The following is a 19515-nucleotide window of genomic DNA, read 5'->3' on the forward strand; positions in this document are numbered from 1 at the left end:
ACCGTCCACAGGGGGCGTCGCCCCTGAGCACCGAAGCTACGATACACGGCGGAGAGCAGCTTGGAAAAATGCGACAGCCCTGCGCTCGACGGCCAGCCTGCACCGCGCGGCCTGATCGACCCTCGTGGCGCGGCTCAGCGGGTCCGCGTCCGGCGCTATGTGCCGTCGGCCCGGCTCCGGCCCTTCGTCGATCACCACTGGATCATCGAATGGGACCTGACGGGATCTGCTGAGGAGCTTCAGCGCGTCATTCCGTCTCCGAATGCGCATCTGGTCATTTCGCCTGGGGAATCAGCCCTTTTCGGGGTCGTGCGCGGCCTGGAGGAGCGCTGGCTGCGCGGACGCGGGATAGCCTATGGAATGAGGTTTCGGCCGGGCGGCCTTCGCCCGTTTCTCAACCACCCGATGGCCGTTCTCACGGACCGCAAGCTTCCCGCCGAAACGTTGACCGGCTGCGGCGCACCGGTTCTCGAAGCGCGTATCCTGACACAGGACTCCCACGAGGCCATGATCCGTGAAGCCGAGGCTTGCCTCGAACCTCGCCTCCCCGCGCCGGACGACACCGTCGATCGCGTTTGCTCGATCATCGCGGCCCTCCGCCAGGACGGCGGCGCGACGCGGGCCGCGACATTGGCAAGGGCGTTCGGAATGACGCCGCGCTCCCTGGAGAGGCTGTTCTGCGAATATGTCGGCGTGTCCCCAAAGTGGGTCATCCAACGTTATCGGCTCCAAGATGCAGCATATCTCCTCGCTTCAGACTCCCGTATTCAACTGGCCGCACTGGCGGCCGATCTTGGATATTTCGACCAGGCCCATCTGACCCGGGATTTCCGGCGCCAATTTGGGCTCTCCCCTGCACAATATAGACAGAGCCAAGTTTGAGTGTGATCCGCAGGTGCCGCGATCACGCTTCACGGACACTCCGCGGCATGGGCTGGGGAGTCGACTCTTGTTGCGTCGTCCACCGGGACACCCGTGTCCGTTGCTCTTGTGGGTGAGGTTGGCATTGCCGGTCATGCCGTCCGCCACGCCGAGCCCGGTCGGGGGCACCGCCGGCTTCTCGGCACCTTGAGCAGCCTCGGGAGAAATGGGAGGCCGCTTGCACACATGACCGCGATGATCTTCGCTCAACCTGACAAAAATTGACAGGTAGGGCGGTCTAAGGTCGCGATGCATACCCACCTGAGGACCTCCATCCCCATGACGAAGCCCATCATGAACGTCGCCGATGTCGATCTTCAGCCGCGCCCACCCGCGTTCGCACCCACCGGTGCAGCGGCGGAGCTCTATGACGCGCGGATTGCGTTCGTCTCCCGCCGGATGGGCGCGACCAGCCTCGGCTACAACGTGACCGCGGTGCCCCCGGGCAAGCGGGCCTTCCCGTTCCACAGCCACCTGACGAACGACGAGATGTTCTTCGTCCTGTCCGGCACGGGGGAGATCCGCATCGGAGAAGAGGTGCATCCAATCCGCCCGGGCGACATCATCTCCTGCCCGGCCGGCGGGCCGCAGACGGCGCACCAGATCATCAACACCGGAACTGAGGAGCTGCGCTATCTCGCGGTCAGCTCCATGCACATGCCGGAGATCGCCGAATACCCAGAGAGCGGACGGTTCGGGCTGCTCGCGCCCCTCACTTCGGCATCCGACGGCAGCCCGCGCATGCTCATGTACATGGGACGCGAGGACGACACCCTGCCCTATTGGGACAGCTGACGAAAGCCGGCGGCTGGAGGCAAGCTGATCGGCTTCGGCGCGGCAATGACGGTGGCGATGGCGGTGGCGCCCTCCGACACAATGGAGGCGCTGCCGCCACGAAGCAGCACCGGCATCGCCTGCACATGGGAGGGGCAGGCGCGCCGACCTCCACCAGCTCATGCTGAAGCGCTGGAACACCTGCGAGATGAGCGTGGTGATGGTGACGCACGACCTGAAGGAGGCGTTCACCCTCGCCACCCGCATCATCGCCTTCGAGCGCCGGCGCAACCACCTCGAAAAAAGCTCGCTCCGGCGCCATCGTCGCAAAAAAACATCGAGGCCTGCCCCAAGAGAATCGCGGGACAAGGAAAGGAGGCGATCAACGCAGCGGGTTCGCCACTTTCAATATACGCGGCGAACTCCGCGGGAAAACCTCAGGCCCACCCTTGAAATCCACGTCAACCGGCGCATATTACATGGGTACACTCATGTAATACGAGAGCACAGATTTTTGATATTTGTAAATACATACCTCACGACACTATGTTCTACTTCGCATCGTACTTTGACTGTGCCCGCCGAACTTCTTCCCAGTTTGCTTTCGTCCAATCGACCAGTCCTTGCGTGGGAAGCAGCAGGCTCCTTCCAAGACCGGTCATCTCATATTCGACGCGGGGCGGCACCTCGGGAAACACCTCGCGGACAACCAGTCCGTCGCGCTCCAGATTCTTCAGGGTCGAAGAAAGCATCCTCTGCGAAATACCCGGAACCGCGCGTTCAAGCTCGGAAAATCGAGCGCGGCCGCCGAGAAGGTCCAGCGAGAGCACGACGAAGATCGTCCATTTGTCGCCGACCTTTGTCAGCAGTTCCCTCACGGCCATCGGGTCAGAGCTCCTGCAGATGGCGGCAGGGTCCAACTGTCTGATCCGGCTCGGCTTTTCCATGACTTACCTCGGCGTAAGTGACTGATCTCAAAGTGCCTTCTTCTTTGAAACAGGCTTCCGATTTATATGTAGCTCTCATCCTGCAAGCAACATCGCAAGCTACTGCGAGAGCCTGATGCCAAATCCGAAATATGCTGCCTACGCGCCAGCTGCCCCTTACTTCGATCTCGTTCGAGGCGCGCTGGGCGAGCTCGTCGATGGCGATCACTTCTTCGACGTCCTGACCGACGAAACCGTCTATGAGGTGCTCTACGACGTACCGGGCTGGCCCCGCGTCATCAATGGGCGCGCCGACGTGATGGCCGCGTTCAGAGGCTATGTCGACAACATCACCCTGCAGTCCGCCGACAAGCTGGTCGTCCACACAACCGACGATGGTTCTGTCGTCGTCATCGAATACGAGGTCCATGGGACGATCCTCGCGACCGGTGTGAAATACGACAACCGCTTCTGCTCGATCGTCAGGATCGAGAACCGCAAGATCGCGCATTGGCGGGACTACATGGACTCGCTCGCCGCCTGGAACGCCTTGACGGCGCGGGCTCGGGGGTGAAGGCCATGAAGCGGATTCTCATGATCGAAATCAGCCCGCGGGGGCAGGACTCGGCAAGCCGGGCGGTTGCCGGCGCGCTCGTCGCGCGGCTCAAAAAACTTTATCCATCAGCACAGCTCATACGCCACGATCTGGCCGCCGAGCATCTGCCCCATCTGGACGGGACCACACTGCGCGCCATCGCGACGAGAGACCCCGCCGAGGCCGACGCGTTGAAAGCCGCGGCCCGGCTATCCGATCAGCTCACCGATGAGCTTCTGGAGACAGATCTGCTGGTGATTGCTACACCGATGTGGAATTTCGGCATCCCTTCGGCACTCAAAGCCTGGATCGACCTTATTGTCCGGCCGGGCCGGACGTTTCAATACACCGCTGGTGGCGTGCTCGGTCTGGCGAAGGATAAGAAAGCGCTTCTGGTTCTTGCTTCAGGTGGCGTCTTTACGGACGGTCCGTGGCGGTCGTGGGATTTCGTCGAACCCTACCTGCGTCAAATCCTCGGCTTCATCGGGATCACCGACATGCAGACCGTGCGCGTCGAAGGGATGAACATCCCCGACCTGGCCGTCAGTGCCGTGCCGAGGGCGATCGAGGCAGTTGGAGAGCTGGTCCTTTAGCCCCGGCCCCGCCCGCCCGACAAGCGAACGGCCGGTTCAGGCCGCGGAGCCAAGGTCCGGGATTGGCGCAAGGAGGCCCGGACCCGCGCTGCTGCTTCGATGTCTCACCAGGATGGTGACCACCCGCAACGAAAAGATGGAAGCGGCTATCCGCGCAAGACCGGTACGCCCGCTTCCGGCGGCGCAGGAGCGCGCCCGTTCCCTAACCTCTTGAGGTGGGCAACGCTCGGCGGGTCATGCTTCCGGCTCCGCCATCCGTTTCGTATCCGGGAAAGACGAGGCGGATAAGGGCCCCGCCCCCCGGAGCATCCTCGATCTGAACATCGCCACCATGCAGGTGCATGATGGTCGAGACGATCGCCAGGCCGAGACCCGCTCCGTCCGCGCGGCTTTCGTCGAGGCGGTGGAAGCGCTCCAGCACGGCGTCCCGCCGGTCCGCCGGGATGCCGGGGCCATGATCGCGCACTGCGCATTGGGGACCCGGGCCAGCGCTGACCTCAACGATGGTTCCGGGCGGCGTATGGCTCAAGGCGTTCTCGACGAGATTCCGCAGGGCGCGACCGAGCGCCTCGCCGTGGCCACGCACCACCGCCGCGCCCCCGTCCCGGAACATGATCGAGCGGCCGTGGGCGACCGCGAGTGGCGTTAGATCCGCCACCACGTCGCGCGCGATGACGCAAAGGTCGGCGCGAATGTCCGGATCGAGTTCAAGCGCTGTGGCATGCGACATGTCGAGCATCTGGTTCACGAGTCGCTTCATTCCCTGCGCATCGGCGACGAGCTTCGTCTTCTCCGGGCCATCGGGCAGCCTGCCGATGCGCAGCATCATGACGGCGAGGGGCGTGCGCAGCTCGTGGGCTGCATCTCCCGCGAAATCCTTCAGGGCGCGCACGGAGCGCTCGATACGCTCCAGCATTGCATTGACCGAGGTCACCAGCGCCTGCACTTCCCGCGAGGAGGCTTCCGCCTCGATCCGCGTTGCGACCTGCGCCGGATCGATGCGATCCACGGCCGCGATGGTCGCCCGGAGGGGCTTCAGCGTGCTGCGCACCACGCTGAAGTTGAGAAGCAGGAACATGAGCGAAAGCAGGAGGAGCGGAAAAATCACGTGGAACCGGATCTCGTTGAAGATGACCGGCACGAACGGACGAAAGCCGTGGCCGGAAATGGCCACCGAGATCCAGAACGGGTGCGTGCCGACGTTGACGCGGCGGGTGCCAGTCAGGAGGAAGCGATTGTCCCAGCTCTCCCGTTGCGTCCGGATGACCAGGAACGACATGGGCGGCTCGTCGGCGATCTTGAGGTTGGCATCGTCGAACCGGGCGACCACCCCCCCACCTCGCTCGTGGATCAGGAAAGCGCGCCGCGTCCCTGCCGCGAGCGGCAGCTGCAGGTCATCTGGAATGACTCGGCCGGCATCGGCACGCATCTGCGGAATCTCGCGCGCGATCCGATCCGCCTCGGCGGTCACCAGCAGCTGGTCGAGCTCGTTGGGATTGTTGACATACATCCACACCACGGCGAGCAGCTGGAACGCCAGGAACACGAGACCCACCAGGGCGAGCCGGAGCGACAAGCGGAAGAACAGGCTGTGCGGCGCGCTGGAGACCAGACGGACCGCCATCACGGGGAACTCCGGTCCGAGCCGGCGACGCCGGCGCGCGAAGCCGGCGCGAGCATGTAGCCGATGCCGTGGGCGGTGTGCAGTATGACATCCGCCTTCCCGGCGGCAAGGCGCCGACGCAGGCGGGATACGGCGGCTTCCAGCGCGTTGGGGGTCACTTCGGAAGAGAGCGCATACAGCGCCTCCTCGAGGCCGGCCTTGCTCACCACATGCCCGGCCCGGCGCATCAGGCGTTCGAGCAGGTCCCGCTCACGTGGGGGCACGTGGACCACCCGCCCGGAAATGCGAACCTCCCGCTCGATGGTGTCGAAGGCGAGATTCTCCATGTTCAGGGTGGTGCCGAGGCAGCCCCCGGGACGACGCAGCAAGGCGCGGCAGCGCGCCGCCAGCTCGGGCATCTCGAAGGGTTTCACCAGATAGTCGTCGGCGCCCGAGTCCAGGCCGCCCACCCTGTCGCCAAGCCCGTTGCGAGCGGTGATGACCAGGATGGGCGTCGTATTTCCTGCCCGGCGGACGGCACGAATGAAAGCGATGCCGTCGCCGTCCGGCATGCCGAGGTCGACGAGCAGGAGGTCATAGCGCGTGATGGACAGGCTTTCCTCCGCTGCGCTCAAGGTGGCGAAGCGGTCAAGCACGAAACCCTCGGCCTCCAGACCTTCGGCGATCAGTGCCGAGAGCCGGAGATTATCTTCCGCGAGCAGGACCCGCATGGTCTACGTCCGCTCCGCGGGCGCGGCGCTTGCGCCCTGTGATCATGGCGAGAACCAGATTTTCTCGATGTACCACGCTTTCCGCGATGGCCGCGAGCACGTGCACCACCGCCATGGCGAGAATGAGGTTGGCACCGATCTCATGGGCGTCCTGGACCCCCTCCACCCCCCAGAAGGCGTCGAGGGTCTGCATCCAGCCGGTAAGGCAGGTGAGCGCAAGAAGCCCCATGAGCACGAGGATCATCGCCGCTCCCGCCGGATTGTGCCCCACGTAGCGGCGATCCCGACGCGCTGCGACGGCCAGGAGATGGGACGCCACGGCCCGGGGCGATACGACGAAATCGGAAAAGCGGGCATGGGCGCTTCCGATGAAGCCCCACACGACCCGCACAGCGAGCGCGGCGGCCACGACGTAGCCCACATAGCGATGGGGCGCCTTGCCGCTGTTCAGGACGAAACTGTTTAGCACGACGCCCAATACCACCGTCCAGTGGAAGATCCGCACCACCGGATCCCACACAGGGACCGTGTACCGGACGCGCGCCAGGCCGCGCGACGGCGTTTCGGTTTGAGGAAACGGCGTTGGCATGGCTCAGTCCACGTTGTTCTCGACGATCTCTCCGGTCACCGGGTTGAAATAGACTTCCGCCTTCCGGCCATCCGCATTGTATCCGTAGATTTCGTAGCATCCGGTCGTGGTCTTCTTGAACACCTTGATATCCTTGAATCCCATCTGCGCGATCTTCAGCTTCATGGCTTCCTCGCCGAGCCACTTGTCCTGCGGCTCCTTGGTGCAGGTAGGACTGGCGACGGCGGCGGACGAAACAAGGCACAGCCCGGTGACGGCGAGCACGACATATCGGCGGATCATTGGTTGTTCCTCGTGGGTGGGGAGGCGACAGGCCGCGCGCATCCCGATGGGGGATCTCTAGGGATGGCGACTGACAAAAGCCTGACGACTGCAGCGGGGCGAATGCGCGGCTCACCGTCAGGACCTCGTCAGCCCGCCCCCTTATCGAAGAGCCGCCGCTCCCCTGAGCGACACCCTTCTTTCGGGAGACCGCTCCATGACCATCATTCGCAGCCTTCTTGTCGCCGGCGCTCTCGCCGGTGCCTCGCTCGCCGCCGCGCCCGGCTTCGCCGGCGACACGCTCAATCCGCAGACCAAGAAGAACCTGGAAGCAGCAATGCACGGCGAGGCATTCGCCAATCTGAAGTATCAGGCCTATGCCGAACATGCGCGCAAGAGCGGGCACCCTGAACTCGCCAAGCTGTTCGATGAAAACGCAAATGTGGAGGCCAACGAGCATTTCGCCCGCGAAGGGGATGCGCTTGGTCTGGTGAATTCCGACGAGGCCAACCTGCTCGACGGCATGGCCGGCGAGCACTATGAAAACACCAAGATGTACGTCGAGTTCGCCAGCCAGGCCGATGCCGTCGGCGACAAGAAGGTGGCGGATCTTTTCCGTCAGATCGCCGCCGATGAAGGCGATCACTACGCCGCTTACAAGGCGGCCGTTGAGAAGCTGCGCGCCGGAAAATGAGGCCACGATCGGCGTGAAGCTATTTCTTCACGCCGATCGCAACAAATGCAGACCTATAATGTAACGAGGGGACAGCCGGAACCGCGCCCGTCCTGCGCGGTTCCGGCTCCATCAGCCGTTCCCCGATAAGCGTGACGCCCCTCGAAAGCCGTTGCTGGGATGAGTGGCCGGGAGGCCGAGATTCCGAAGGGCTCGTGTTGGGCGGTAGAAAGCCGTCTCCGACAGGGGCATGGCCACCTGCATCCCCTCATCAAAGCGTCGCAAGCGAGCATACCCCTGCGACCGATGTAGCCACACCTTCTTCTCCGCCATTTGCATCGCCACGACCGCTGCCTTCTGGCTCCGATCAATGACTTCAGAGCCTGGCGGACATCGCTGCATTCCCTAGCGGCAGATATAGATACTCACGAAATTGCCACGTTGACTCGCGCCGCGCGCTGCGCGTATCTGGTTTTAGTTATATCCAATTGAATATAGCTTTGCGGCGTTTTTCGCCGCTTCGGTCCCGGGATTGCCGCCATGCCTGTTTTTGCGCCTACTGGCCTTATCCTGTCCGCACACCCGCGCGGCGCCCGCTCCCACAACGCCCCGGCGCTCACGCCTTTCTCCGATCCACGCGCGCAGGCCGGTTTTGCCGGGCGCCGCCGTCCCGTTTTCGCCACCATGACGGCGACGGCGGCCCTGCTCACCCTCCAGCAGCCGGCCGTCGCAGCGCCCCAGGGCGGAAACGTCGTCGCCGGTTCCGCCACCATCTCCCAGTCCGGCAACACCACCACCATCAACCAGTCCACCAACAAGGCCATCATCAACTGGCAGAACTTCTCGGTTGGCAAACAGGAGACGGTGGATTTCAACCAGCCCTCCAGCTCCTCCGTCACCTTGAACCGAGTCATCGGCAACGAAACCTCGATCATCGCCGGCGCCATCAACGCCAACGGGCAAGTGTTCATCGTCAATTCCGCGGGCATTCTCTTCACCGGCACCTCGCAGGTGAACGTGGGCGGCCTCGTCGCCTCCACACTCGACATCTCCAACGCCGACTTCCTAGCCGGGAACTATGTTTTCTCCGGCTCCTCCACGGGATCCGTCGTCAACAGGGGCGCGCTCACGGCGGCGGACGGCGGCTACATCTCACTCATGGGCAAGACCGTGTCGAACGCGGGCGTCATCACCGCCACGCTCGGTACGGTGGCGCTGTCCTCCGGCTCGAAGGTCACCCTCAATTTCGACGGCAACTCGCTGGTGGACGTCAGCATCGACCAAGGGGTGATGAACGCGCTCGTCGAGAACAAGCAGCTCATCAAGGCCGATGGCGGCAAGGTGATCATGACCGCCAAGGCGGCGGATGCGGTGCTCTCGGCGCAGGTGAACAATACCGGCGTCATCCAGGCCCGCACCATGGCGCAGCTCACCGGTGGCGGCACCACCACCAAGAAAGGGGCTGTGACCCTGAAGGCCACCGGCGGCACCACGCGGGTGTCGGGCAAGATCGATGCTTCGGCCCCCACAGGCGGCGATGGCGGAAGCATCACCGTTTCGGGGAACAAGGTTGCGCTCGCCGATGGTGCCGTCATCAGCACCCTGGCCGCCACAGGGACCACCGGCAGCCTGGCCATCACCGCCGACCGATTGGCCGTCGCCGAACAGAACGGCGTTCTCGACCAGTTCCGGCGTTACATCACCGGCGATGACGGCAGCGTCCTCACGTCCTCTCAGGTCGCCGGACTGCTCGCGCTCAACAACGTCACCCTTGCCTCGGCGAGCGGGTCTCTCGACATCGACGGCGGGGTGTCCTGGTCGGCGAATACCAAGCTGGCACTGGCCGCGACCAACGACATCAACATCAATGCATCGATCACGGCGACCGGAACGCGCGCCGGGCTGGTGATGAATTATGGCGGCGATTACATCATCGCCAGTGGTGCCTCGGTCACCCTGAGCGGCGCCGACGCCAGCCTCGCCATCAACGGGCAGAGCTACACGCTGATCCACACCATGGCGCAGCTGGAGGCGATCAGCCCCATCATCCGCGACGCGAACGGCAACCCGGTTCTCGATCCGGACAGCATGATGCCGAGCTACACGGACGGGAGCGGATATTACGCGCTCGCCCAGAATCTTGACGCTTCAGGAACCACCTACGACAGGGCGGTGATCAATTCCCTCACCAGCGGGACCCTGGCCGGGATGGGCCACACCATCAGCAACCTCACCATCAACGCCACCACAGCCGACATGTACGGCCAGTATGCCGACGCCGTGTTCATCGGCACGGTCGGCACGTTTTCGGATGGCGCCGGTTCGGCCACGGTTCGCGACCTTGGACTGGTGAACGTCAATGTTGAGGGCGGCATGGTCGCCGCCGGGTTGGTCGGATACAATTTCGGCACCCTCAGCAATGTCTACGTGACCGGAAAGGTCACGGGCGGCTATGAGGTCGCCGGCCTCGCATCGTTCAATAACGGGCTTGTCACCAATTCCCATGCCGATGTCGCCGTCACGGCCGTGAATGGCGGCTCCTATATTGGCGGCCTGGTGGGGTTCAATTCCGTTCGTGGCGTGATCAGCCATTCCTATGCGACCGGGCCGGTCACGGCGGCGGGCGTGACATTGCCCGACGGCGGGATTCTCGTCAGCGCCAGCGTCGGCGGACTTGCGGGCGTCAACGCTGGCAGCATCAACAATTCCTACGCCACCGGCACCGTGACGACGCACGACAGCGTGGACGTGGGCGGCCTCGTCGGCACCAATTACAATTTCGGCTTCGGCGTCCCCGGCGAAGGAACCATCAGCAACTCCTATGCGACGGGCAATGTGTCGGCGACGTTTACAAATCAATACCTTGGCCAACCCGGCTTCGGTGTGGGCGGGCTCGTCGGACACAATGACCAGGGCACCATCAGCGGCTCCTCCGCCAGCGGAAACGTGACGGTGACCACATCGGGCTCCGATATATTCACGTACAGCGTCGGCGGTCTGGTCGGGTACAATTTGTTCGGCACGATCTCCAACTCGTCCGCCAGCGGCAACGTGACGGGCAACGGCAATGTCTATGAAATCGGTGGGCTCGTCGGGACCAATATCACGGTCCAGGGCGAGGGTGGCGGCGGCGTCAGCAACTCCACGGCCAGCGGAAACGTGGCGGGACATGACGCTGGCGGGCTGGTCGGGGCTCAAGGCGGCGATCCATCCACGGTCACCAATTCGTCGTCGAGCGGCGCCGTGAACGGCGTGGGGGGCACCCCGGCCGTCCAGCCCTGGCAAGCGGCGGTGACGGCGGTGCAATCCGCGGCGAACGCGGCGATGGTTTCCGCCACGACGGGGGCGCAGGCGACGGCGAACAATCCCCCGAGTGCGGTTCAGGCGAAGGCGGGGAGCGCGGCGACCGCGGCGCTGTCGGGCCCCTCAGTCGCGTCCCACATCGACGACAGAGCGGCCCCGCCGCCCGCAACCTCCCTGCGCGAGTTGGAGGAGGCGCGCAGGAAGCGCGCATCGGCGCAGCAGGCGCGCCCGGCCGTTGCGCGTCAACCCGGCTTCGGCGGCACCATTCGGTCCATCGACGTGGACGGCCAGCATTTCGATCTGGAGAAGGACAGTTCGCCGGCTGCCCCGGCTGCGCCCACCCAGCCCGCGGCTCCGGCTCCCGCCGCCCGATAGCCGGTTCCGGCATCGGTCGGTCGGAGCGCCTCGCACGGCCCTTCCCGCCGCCGGCGCTCCGCCCGAGGGGCGGTCTCGCGTCCGGCCGCCGGAGTGGGCTTCTGGATGATCTGCATCCCGCCGGAGGCGCGGGAGAACGGTTAGCCCTCCATGGACTGTCCCAACTCGTGGGGTGCGCCCCTGGGAAAGGCCGCCCTCAGGTGATCGAGGAAGGCGGAGATGCGGGGACTGAGCAACCGCCTCGACGGATAGAGGGCCCATAGGCGATCTCAGGTCCGTCCGCGTCGCCCCAGTGCGCCAGCCAGTCTCCAGCTCATGACCGACCAGCGAGACGGGAAGGCATGCCGGGCCGACCCCAAAACCGGCCATCACCGGGTCGGCATTATGGCAAATCATTGACACAAATGACGGGGCGTACATAATGCCCATGGCGGACATGACCAGAGCCTTCCGGAGGAGCTTCGACAAGCCGATGAGCGACACGGTCGAAAGCATCCGAGGATCCGCCACCCGGCAAGGGCTCAGCTCGCGGGGCCGGCTTGCCGCTCAAATCCGGGCTAAGCGATGACAGACGCGGCCATTTCGCAAATGGATGCAGCATCAGAGAGCCTGACGGAGCGCATCCTGCGCATGTTCTCGCGCAATGCATTCTCCGGGACGATGCCGCTTCGCCTCGTCGAGGCCGAGGTGGGGCGGGCGGTGATCACCATGGAAGTCGGCCCGGAGCAGATGAACGGCCATGGGACGTGTCATGGCGGCGCCCTGTGGACGCTGGCTGACATGGTCTTCGGTGCAGCTGGCTATTATGACGGCACGATCCTGACCATGGGCAGCGATCTCACCTTCATCCGTCCCGTTCCCGGCGGCGCGACGGTCCATGCGTCTGCGGCGCAGATCAGCCGTCGGGGATTGAGCGGACTTTTTACCGTCGAGCTCACCCTCGATCCAGGCAATCCCGACGCGGTGGTCGCTGCCGGGACCTTTTCTGGCCGTTGGCTACGCAGCTGAGGCCGCGACGGCAGGCATAGAACAGCACACCCATGCCCGTGCACGTTCCACATCGTGCCGCCGAAGCCCCGGTCCCGTTCTCCGCATCATGCGGACTTGGTATCCTCAAGGGTGCGGAGAGGCGCGCTCGTCACCTCGTTGTTCAGAGCCGCCAGGCGGGTCAGCAGCTTCATGAACTGCTTGCGCTCGGCCTGGTTGAGGGGCGCAAGGAGGCGCTCCTGCACGCGCTCCACCGCACCCTCGACGTTGCGCAGCAGGTCTGCCCCCTCGCGCGAAAGGAAGAGAAGCTTCAGCCGCTTGTCCTCCGAGCTCGGCTTGCGGACCACGAGGTGGCGCGCTTCCAGCCGCTCGATCACGTTGCCGATGGTGGAGCGGTCGAAGGCGATCAGCGAGGACAGGCGCGTGGCATCGACGCCGGGGCGCTCCTCGATCGCCACCATGGCTGCATACTGGACCGGCGTGATGTTGAACTCGGCGCACTCGTCCAGAAACAGAGCCCAGGAGATCTGGTGCGCCCTGCGGATCAGATGGCCCGGCTTTTCATAAAGATCGTTCAGGGACATCGAAAAACAACTCCGGTTGGCGAGGCGTCCAGGGCTCACGAATGCGATTGACAGAATGCTGAACAAACGCGATTTTGGCGCAGCTTGGCGTTCAAGGCAACGCAGCCATTCCGCCAAGCTCCCGGGGCTGGTCCACCCAGCCTGCCGGCAAGCAAAAACACAAGCATCATAATATAGGGAGATGGCCATGGGCCGCCTTCAAGGCAAGGTCGCGATCATCACCGGCGCGAGCCGCGGGCAGGGCGAGACCGAGGCGCGCATGTTCGCGCGCGAGGGGGCGGCCGTCGCCCTCTGCGACGTGCTGGACGAAGCCGGCGCCGCGGTCGCGGGCGAGATCTGCGCGGAGGGGGGCGAGGCGCGCTATTTCCACCTCGATGTTTCAGATCCGGCCAACTGGGCCGAGGTGGTGGCCGCGGTCGTCGCCTGGCAGGGGCGGCTGACGACCCTCGTGAACAACGCCGGCATCCTCAACCGCACCGGCATCATGGCGACGTCTCTGGACGCCTGGAACCGTGTGGTCGGGGTGAACCTTACCGGCGCCCTCCTCGGCATCCAGGCGGTGGCCCCGGCCATGCGGGATTCCGGAGGCGGCGCGGTGGTGAACATCGCCTCCGTGGCGGCCTATGTGGGCCACAACGACCCGGCCTACAGCGCGACCAAGGCCGGCCTTCTCGGCCTGACCCGTTGCGCCGCCATGGAGTTTGTCGACTGGGGGATCCGGGTGAATGCGGTGTGCCCCGGCATCATCGTCACCGGCCTCAACGCGGGCGGCGCGCATCTGGAACCGTGGCGCCGGGCGACGCCCCTCGGCCGCTACGGCACCATCGACGAAGCCGCCCGCGCGGTGCTTTTCCTGGCGTCCGACGAGGCGAGCTTCATCACCGGGGAAGACCTTGCGGTGGACGGCGGCTTCAAGGCCGGAGGCGCCGCCCGGCGCATCTCGGTCGAAACGGGAATGGCCCTGCCGCACGGCTGAGGGGGCCGCGGCCGGCGACATCCGGCCCGGAAACCGCCGACCCGTCCTTTGGGCGCGCGGAGCCGATTTGGGCCGCGCGCGCATTGACCACGATCAAATAAAACGTATACTCACTATCTGTATTCTGTCAAAAAGACGCCGCCTGCAACGCGGCTCAAGGAAACGCCGCCCACCTCCGCACCGCACCGCGAACGGGGCATCGCCGATCCCCGTCCGCGGTTCCGCGGAAGTTCCGATCTGTCCGTGCCTCGTTGATCCGCGCCGCTCGCTCGGCTGGCGGGTGATTGACCTTGTCTTCAACGAAAAGGGCCCAAGGGAGGGACCATGTCGTCCAGCATCAGCGCTCGCGTCCGCAAAGAGGAAACCGACATCGTCGTGGTTGGTGGCGGCGGGTCCGGGCTGACGGCGGCGATCTTTGCGCGGCAGGCAGGTGCGAATGTCATCCTGCTGGAGAAGCATACCGAACTAAGAGGCAGCACCGGCCTGTCCATCGGCTCCATCACGGCGACCGGCACCTGGCACCAGAAGCGCGCCGGGATCAAGGACAGTCCCCAGGCGCATTTTGAGGACATGGCGAAATTCGCCGGAGATCTGGCCGTCAACGACAATGAAGAGTTGCGCCGGATCCTGGTGGAAAATGTCACCGAAAGCGTCGATTGGCTCATGAGTCTCGGCGTGACCTTCTACGGACCCATGCCGGAGCCACCGCATCGCCAGCCGCGCATGCACAATATCATTCCGAATTCCCGCGCCTACATCTACTTCGTCGCGCGGGAAGCGAAGCGGGTCGGCGTCGACGCGCGCGTGAACGCGGAGGTGAAGCGCCTCGTGCTGGAGAATGGCCGCGTGGTCGGCGTCGTCGCCAGCATCGCCGGAGAGGAGCGCGAGATCCGCGCGCGCCGTGCCGTCATCCTCGCCACCGGTGATTATTCCTCCAGCCCCGAATGGAAGGGACGCTTCAACCCGGCTGTGGCGGACGTGGACGGCGTGAACACCACCAACGTGGGCGACGGCCACCGCTTCGGCGAGGCGCTGGGCGCGCAGGTGAAGTTCGGCGAGGTGGTCTACGGGCCCAACCTGCGCTTCATGCCGCCGCCGAAGCCGAGCCTGCTCCTGAGCCTGCCGCCGCATCCGCTCCTCACCAAGGCCATGCGGATTGCGCTGGAGCGCCTGCCGGCGGCCATGCTGCGGCCGTTCATCCTGTCGTTCGTCACCACCTATCTCAGCCCCGAGCCCAGCCTGTTCAAGGAGGGGGCTATTCTCGTGAACAAGAACGGCGAACGCTTCGCCGATGAGCTCGACAAGCCCAATTACGCGTTCGGCAAGCAGCCTGACAAAATCGGCTACATCGTTTTCGATGACGAAGTGGCGCGGAAGTTCCGCAAGTGGCCCTATTTCATCTCGACGGCGCCGGGCGTCGCCTATGCTTATCTTCAGGACTACAAGCGCAACCGGCCGGACCTGTTCCACAAGGCGGGCACCATCGGCGGTCTCGCCGCATCCATGGGGGTGCCGGCGGGGGGGCTGGAGGCGGAAATCGCGCGCTACAACTCCGGGGCGTCGGGACGGCCGAAGCTCGGCAAGGGGCCGTACTACGCCCTCGGTCCGGTGAAGAGCTGGATCATCCTCACCGATGGCGGCCTGACCGTGAACCGCAGCCATCAGGTGATCCGCGGCGACGGCAGCGTCGTTCCGGGCCTCTACGCAGTCGGGTCCACGGGCCAGGGCGGCCTGCTGCTGGAAGGCCACGGCCACCATCTCGCCTGGGCGTTCACATCGGGCCGGCTGGCGGGCCGCCATGCTGCGGGCGCGAACCCGTGAAAGCATCATCCGGAGCGTCGAAATCGCTCCGCCTATATTGACAGTATACGTCAATTACGTATTCTTACTAATAACAAGGCGGACCACTCTCTGTCCGCCAAAGCAATCATAAGCGCCGCCGACGGCGCAGCAGGAGGAACGCGCGGGGAGCGTGGCGAGATCTGCTCAGCATCAGCGGCTGGGCAGTGTCTGCCATCGATGATCTGTCGCGCCCTCCTTCGCAAGCGGACTGGAGGACCACTTGGCATCGAACGAATACAAAATTCCCACCTATCCGGTCGTCGGGTTCCTGGTCCGTCACGGGATTCTTCTTTCGCTCGTGCTAGGCGTCGTGCCGCTACTCGCTGCGGCGGGGCTTGTCGCGTCGGGCTGGGCCTTGTGGGTCCTTGTTCCGGGGGCGGGAGCCAGCGTGGTGCTGGCGACCCTGCTCATCAGCTACATCGAAGTCTTGCGGGTGATCTCCGATACCCTGATGCCTAAGTAAGCATCCGCCGGAAAACAACACGGCCGAAGCTTTGCGCGCCGCCCGGCAAAGCGATCCGAAAGGCAAGAACAAGATGAGTGCCTCTAAGACCTATGATGTCATCGTCGTCGGCGCCGGCCTTGCCGGACTGTGCGCGGGCCTGCGCGCCGCGGAGGGCGGCCTGCGCGTCCGCGTGATCGAGCAGAGCGCGGACGAGGCCTATCTGTGCAACAGCCGCTACACCGGCGGCCTGTTCCACATCGCCATGGACGACATGGCAGGCGATCCCCCGTGGGTGGTGGACAACGTGCGCCGCTCCATGCACGGCGAGACCGACGAGGCGCTCGCCACCACCCTTGCCGCCAACGCCCGCCGCACGCTCGCCTGGCTCAAGCAGCAGGGCGTCCGCTTCATCAAGGCCGGCCCCGATGGGCTGCGCCAGAACTCCCTGGCTCCGCCCGGCGTGCGCCAGACCGGGCTGCACTGGCAGGGCCGGGCCGGCGACGTGATGCTGCGCACGCTCGCCGATGCGCTGCGCCGCCGCGGCGGCATCCTCACGCGCGGTGTCGAGGCGCGCGAGCTCGTCATGGAGAACGGGCGCTGCGCCGGCCTCCTGGTGCGGGAGGGTGGGGTGGATGTGCGCCTCGGCGCGCAGGCCGTGGTGCTGGCGGACGGCGGCTTCCAGGCCGACATGGAGCTGATGAAGCGCTTCATCTCGCCCGCGCCGGAGCGCCTCCTGATGCGCAATGCGCGCAGCGGCCGCGGCGCCGGCCTGCGCATGGCGGAGACGGTGGGCGCGAAGCTCGTCGGCATGGATCGCTTCTACGGCCACATCCAGTATCGCGCGGCGATGGAGGACGAGCGCTTCTGGCCCTATCCGGTGCTGGACTCCCTCGCCACGGCGGGCATCGTGGTGGACGGCACCGGGTCGCGCTTCTGCGACGAGGGGCTGGGCGGCATCCACGTGACCAACGCCATCGCCCGCCTCGCCGATCCGCTGTCAGCCTGGATCGTGTTCGACGCGGCGATCTGGAACGGGCCGGGCACGGACTGGCTGCTGCCCGCCAATCCCTATCTCCTGAGCGCCGGCGGCGCGCTGGTCTCGGCGCCGACGCTGGAGGCGCTGGCCGACAAGACCGGCCTCCCCGCCGACGCGCTCACCCGTACGGTCGCCGCCTATAACGGCGCGGCCCGGGGCGAGGGCGAAGCGCGGCCGGAGCGTACCGCCGCGCGCTACAAGCCCTGGCCCGTCGAGGAGGCGCCGTTCCACGCGGTGCCGGTGTGCGCCGGCGTCACCTACACCATGGGCGGCATCGCCACGGATGCGAAGGCGCGGGTGCTTGCGCAGGATGGCGCGCCCATTGCCGGCCTGTTCGCGGCTGGCGCCACCACCGGCGGCCTGGAGGGCGGCAGCCGTTCCGGATATTCGGGCGGCCTGTCCAAATCCAGCGTGTTCGGCCTCATCGCCGGTGAGACGCTGGTGGAACAGCTCGCCTCCCGGGCAGCCTGAACAGAGCTCCGTCGAGACAGTCGCGAGGACGATGCCGTGTCGAACCGCACCCAGGACCGAGAGGTTGATCTCCTTGTCGCCGGCGCCGGCGCCGGCGGCATGACAATGGCGCTCGTGGCGGCGCTGGAGGGGCTCGATGTCCTCCTTGTCGAGAAGTCGCAGCAGGTCGGCGGCACCGCCTCAACCTCCGCCGGTACGCTCTGGATTCCGGGGAACCGCCAGAGCCGCGACGCGGGCTACGACGACAGCGCCGAAAAGGCCGACGTCTACATGCGGGCGCTCGCCGGCAATGCGGGCGATCCGGTGCTGCGGAGCGCCTATCTGTCCACCGGTCCGGACGCCATCGACTATCTGATGGCGCGCACGGACGTGCAGTTCGTCGCGTGCGGCAAGCATCCCGACTACCAGTCCCAGCTTCCGGGCGCGGCGGTGTACGGGCGGGCCATCGTGCCGCGCATGTTCGACGGCCGGCTGCTCGGCAGGGATTTCGCCCGTGTGCGCCCGCCGATCCCGGAATTCATGGTGTTCGGCGGCATGATGGTGGGCAAGGACGATATTCCCCGCCTCATCGGCCGCTTCAGGTCGCTCGCCAACTTCACCTATTCCGCCGGCCTGTTCTTCCGCTACCTCGCCGACCGGCTGCGCCATGCCCGCGGAACCCGCGTGGTCATGGGCAACGCCTTGGTGGCGCGGCTCTATTCCAGCCTGCGCAAGGCGAATGTGCCGATCCTGTTCGGCGCCTCGGTGAAGGAGCTGCTGCGCGGCCCGGAGGGGGTGACCGGCGCGGTGCTGGAGGAGGAGGGCGGCCGGCTGATCCGGGTGCAGGCGAAGAAGGGCGTCGTCCTCGCCACCGGCGGCTATGCGCACAACCCGGCCTTCCGCGCGGCTTTCATGCCGAAGCCCGTGCCTCAATATTCGCTCGCTGCGGCCGGTGATACGGGCGACGGCATCGCGCTCGGACAAGGAGCCGGGGCGCGGATCGCGCCGGGCGAACATGGCACCGGCGCGTTCTGGACGCCGGTCTCCACCCTGCGCCGCAAGGATGGCACGCAGGGCCTGTTCCCCCACCTCTCCCTCGACCGGGCGAAGCCGGGGCTGATCGCCGTCAACAAGGCGGGCCGGCGCTTCGTGGACGAAGGCGCCTCCTACCACGACTTTGTCGAGGCCATGTTCGAGGAGAACAGGACCACGCCGAGCATCCCAGCCTATCTCGTCTGCGAGGCGGAGTTCGTGCGCAAGTACGGCCTCGGCGCCATCCATCCGGGAACCACCAGCCTGAAGCCGTTCGCGGAGAGCGGCTACATCGCCCTCGCCCCCACGCTGGAGGAGCTGGCGCTCCGTATCGGGGTCGATCCGGCGACGCTGAAGGCCACCGTCGCGCGCCACAACGGCTTCGCCGCCACCGGCGTCGACGAGGACTTCGGCAAGGGCGCGCGCGAGCTTTCGCGCTTCAACGGCGATCCTGCCTACACCCCCAACCCGTGCCTCGCGCCCATCGTGAAGGGGCCGTTCTGCGCGGTGGAGGTCTGGCCGTCGGAGATCGCCTGCAGCACCGGCCTCTCCACCGACGCGGACGCCCGCGTGCTCGGCGCGGACGGGCAGCCCATCGGCGGGCTCTACGCCTGCGGCAACGACATGGCCTCCATCATGGCCGGCACCTATCCGGGGCCGGGCACCACGCTCGGCCCGGCCATGGTGTTCGCCTATCGCGCCGCCATGCGCGCGGCGGGGAGGGCCATCCCCCTGCCCTCCGGAAACGACGCGCACCAGGGGCTCGACGCAGCCCAGTAACGAGGGAAACGACCATGTCTTCGCGTGAGCACGCCCGTC

At 65.7% G+C, this 19515-nt stretch carries 18 protein-coding genes; 12 read left to right on the top strand and 6 right to left on the bottom strand.

Annotated features, from left to right (window positions below; genetic code table 11):
* Nucleotides 1–60: 60 nt before the first annotated feature.
* A complete protein-coding gene (locus V5F59_RS16325) occupies nt 61–882 on the top strand; it encodes an AraC family transcriptional regulator (protein WP_393976263.1) in 822 nt (273 codons plus the stop codon).
* A 318-nt stretch (nt 883–1200) separates the two neighbouring features.
* Nucleotides 1201–1716, top strand: coding sequence for a cupin domain-containing protein (locus V5F59_RS16330; protein WP_393976264.1), 516 nt, complete (start codon nt 1201–1203; stop codon nt 1714–1716).
* Nucleotides 1717–2246: 530 nt separating this feature from the next.
* Here V5F59_RS16330 and V5F59_RS16335 read toward each other — a convergent pair.
* Entirely contained in the window at nt 2247–2642 is a 396-nt protein-coding gene (locus tag V5F59_RS16335; RefSeq protein ID WP_393976265.1) for a winged helix-turn-helix transcriptional regulator, read from the bottom strand.
* 115 nt (nt 2643–2757) lie between these two features.
* Here V5F59_RS16335 and V5F59_RS16340 point away from each other — a divergent pair, with 115 nt between their 5' ends.
* Both V5F59_RS16340 and V5F59_RS16345 read left to right on the top strand, forming a co-directional pair.
* Nucleotides 2758–3195, top strand: a complete 438-nt coding sequence (locus tag V5F59_RS16340; protein ID WP_393976266.1) for a nuclear transport factor 2 family protein — start codon at nt 2758–2760, stop codon at nt 3193–3195.
* A gap of 5 nt (nt 3196–3200) precedes the next feature.
* Nucleotides 3201–3809 (top strand): FMN-dependent NADH-azoreductase, encoded by a 609-nt coding sequence (locus V5F59_RS16345; RefSeq protein WP_393976267.1) that lies wholly within the window; start codon nt 3201–3203, stop codon nt 3807–3809.
* Nucleotides 3810–4011: 202 nt separating this feature from the next.
* On the opposite strand, the gene V5F59_RS16350 is transcribed toward V5F59_RS16345, so the two are convergent.
* The 4 genes from V5F59_RS16350 to V5F59_RS16365 all read right to left on the bottom strand — a co-directional run bounded on the left by V5F59_RS16350 (nt 4012) and on the right by V5F59_RS16365 (nt 7014).
* Nucleotides 4012–5433: a sensor histidine kinase gene (locus V5F59_RS16350; protein ID WP_393976268.1), complete on the bottom strand. Its 1422-nt coding sequence runs from the start codon at nt 5431–5433 to the stop codon at nt 4012–4014.
* A complete protein-coding gene (locus tag V5F59_RS16355) occupies nt 5433–6143 on the bottom strand; it encodes a response regulator transcription factor (RefSeq protein ID WP_393976269.1) in 711 nt (236 codons plus the stop codon). Before V5F59_RS16355 ends, V5F59_RS16350 begins: the two co-directional genes overlap by 1 nt.
* Nucleotides 6118–6648, bottom strand: coding sequence for a cytochrome b/b6 domain-containing protein (locus tag V5F59_RS16360; RefSeq protein WP_509211106.1), 531 nt, complete (start codon nt 6646–6648; stop codon nt 6118–6120). Before V5F59_RS16360 ends, V5F59_RS16355 begins: the two co-directional genes overlap by 26 nt.
* Before the next feature lie 87 nt (nt 6649–6735).
* Nucleotides 6736–7014, bottom strand: coding sequence for a PepSY domain-containing protein (locus V5F59_RS16365; protein WP_393976271.1), 279 nt, complete (start codon nt 7012–7014; stop codon nt 6736–6738).
* A gap of 196 nt (nt 7015–7210) precedes the next feature.
* Here V5F59_RS16365 and V5F59_RS16370 point away from each other — a divergent pair, with 196 nt between their 5' ends.
* The 3 genes from V5F59_RS16370 (at nt 7211) to V5F59_RS16380 (ending at nt 12352) form a co-directional block, all read left to right on the top strand.
* Entirely contained in the window at nt 7211–7687 is a 477-nt protein-coding gene (locus V5F59_RS16370; protein WP_393976272.1) for a rubrerythrin family protein, read from the top strand.
* 519 nt (nt 7688–8206) lie between these two features.
* A complete protein-coding gene (locus V5F59_RS16375; protein WP_393976273.1) occupies nt 8207–11344 on the top strand; it encodes a two-partner secretion domain-containing protein in 3138 nt (1045 codons plus the stop codon).
* 564 nt (nt 11345–11908) lie between these two features.
* Nucleotides 11909–12352: a PaaI family thioesterase gene (locus V5F59_RS16380; RefSeq protein WP_393976274.1), complete on the top strand. Its 444-nt coding sequence runs from the start codon at nt 11909–11911 to the stop codon at nt 12350–12352.
* A gap of 86 nt (nt 12353–12438) precedes the next feature.
* Here V5F59_RS16380 and V5F59_RS16385 read toward each other — a convergent pair whose 3' ends face one another.
* Nucleotides 12439–12915, bottom strand: a complete 477-nt coding sequence (locus V5F59_RS16385; RefSeq protein WP_393976275.1) for a MarR family winged helix-turn-helix transcriptional regulator — start codon at nt 12913–12915, stop codon at nt 12439–12441.
* 187 nt (nt 12916–13102) lie between these two features.
* Here V5F59_RS16385 and V5F59_RS16390 point away from each other — a divergent pair, with 187 nt between their 5' ends.
* The 5 genes from V5F59_RS16390 to V5F59_RS16410 all read left to right on the top strand — a co-directional run bounded on the left by V5F59_RS16390 (nt 13103) and on the right by V5F59_RS16410 (nt 19476).
* Complete coding sequence (locus V5F59_RS16390) at nt 13103–13891, top strand: SDR family NAD(P)-dependent oxidoreductase (RefSeq protein ID WP_393976276.1); 789 nt, start codon at nt 13103–13105, stop codon at nt 13889–13891.
* A 324-nt stretch (nt 13892–14215) separates the two neighbouring features.
* On the top strand, nt 14216–15712 hold the full coding sequence (locus V5F59_RS16395; protein ID WP_393976277.1) for an FAD-dependent oxidoreductase: 1497 nt from the start codon (nt 14216–14218) through the stop codon (nt 15710–15712).
* A 241-nt stretch (nt 15713–15953) separates the two neighbouring features.
* Nucleotides 15954–16196 carry a hypothetical protein gene (locus V5F59_RS16400; RefSeq protein ID WP_393976278.1) on the top strand — a complete coding sequence of 81 codons (243 nt, stop codon included), beginning with the start codon at nt 15954–15956 and terminating at the stop codon, nt 16194–16196.
* Between the two features lie 73 nt (nt 16197–16269).
* Nucleotides 16270–17685 (top strand): FAD-dependent oxidoreductase, encoded by a 1416-nt coding sequence (locus V5F59_RS16405; RefSeq protein ID WP_393976279.1) that lies wholly within the window; start codon nt 16270–16272, stop codon nt 17683–17685.
* Between the two features lie 36 nt (nt 17686–17721).
* Nucleotides 17722–19476, top strand: coding sequence for an FAD-dependent oxidoreductase (locus V5F59_RS16410; protein ID WP_393976280.1), 1755 nt, complete (start codon nt 17722–17724; stop codon nt 19474–19476).
* Nucleotides 19477–19515: the final 39 nt, after the last annotated feature.

The sequence above is a fragment of the Xanthobacter nonsaccharivorans genome, assembly GCF_043194755.2.
GTDB classification, from domain to species: Bacteria; Pseudomonadota; Alphaproteobacteria; order Rhizobiales; family Xanthobacteraceae; genus Xanthobacter; species Xanthobacter autotrophicus_G.

Coding starts and splice junctions, on each gene's coding strand:
- V5F59_RS16395 (WP_393976277.1), top strand. CDS start 14,216: ATGTCGTCCAGCATCAGCGCTCGCGTCCGCAAAGAGGAAACCGACATC.
- V5F59_RS16375 (WP_393976273.1), top strand. CDS start 8,207: ATGCCTGTTTTTGCGCCTACTGGCCTTATCCTGTCCGCACACCCGCGC.
- V5F59_RS16340 (WP_393976266.1), top strand. CDS start 2,758: ATGCCAAATCCGAAATATGCTGCCTACGCGCCAGCTGCCCCTTACTTC.
- V5F59_RS16385 (WP_393976275.1), bottom strand. CDS start 12,915: ATGTCCCTGAACGATCTTTATGAAAAGCCGGGCCATCTGATCCGCAGG.
- V5F59_RS16335 (WP_393976265.1), bottom strand. CDS start 2,642: ATGGAAAAGCCGAGCCGGATCAGACAGTTGGACCCTGCCGCCATCTGC.
- V5F59_RS16370 (WP_393976272.1), top strand. CDS start 7,211: ATGACCATCATTCGCAGCCTTCTTGTCGCCGGCGCTCTCGCCGGTGCC.
- V5F59_RS16355 (WP_393976269.1), bottom strand. CDS start 6,143: ATGCGGGTCCTGCTCGCGGAAGATAATCTCCGGCTCTCGGCACTGATC.
- V5F59_RS16350 (WP_393976268.1), bottom strand. CDS start 5,433: ATGGCGGTCCGTCTGGTCTCCAGCGCGCCGCACAGCCTGTTCTTCCGC.
- V5F59_RS16380 (WP_393976274.1), top strand. CDS start 11,909: ATGACAGACGCGGCCATTTCGCAAATGGATGCAGCATCAGAGAGCCTG.
- V5F59_RS16405 (WP_393976279.1), top strand. CDS start 16,270: ATGAGTGCCTCTAAGACCTATGATGTCATCGTCGTCGGCGCCGGCCTT.
- V5F59_RS16330 (WP_393976264.1), top strand. CDS start 1,201: ATGACGAAGCCCATCATGAACGTCGCCGATGTCGATCTTCAGCCGCGC.
- V5F59_RS16390 (WP_393976276.1), top strand. CDS start 13,103: ATGGGCCGCCTTCAAGGCAAGGTCGCGATCATCACCGGCGCGAGCCGC.
- V5F59_RS16365 (WP_393976271.1), bottom strand. CDS start 7,014: ATGATCCGCCGATATGTCGTGCTCGCCGTCACCGGGCTGTGCCTTGTT.
- V5F59_RS16345 (WP_393976267.1), top strand. CDS start 3,201: ATGAAGCGGATTCTCATGATCGAAATCAGCCCGCGGGGGCAGGACTCG.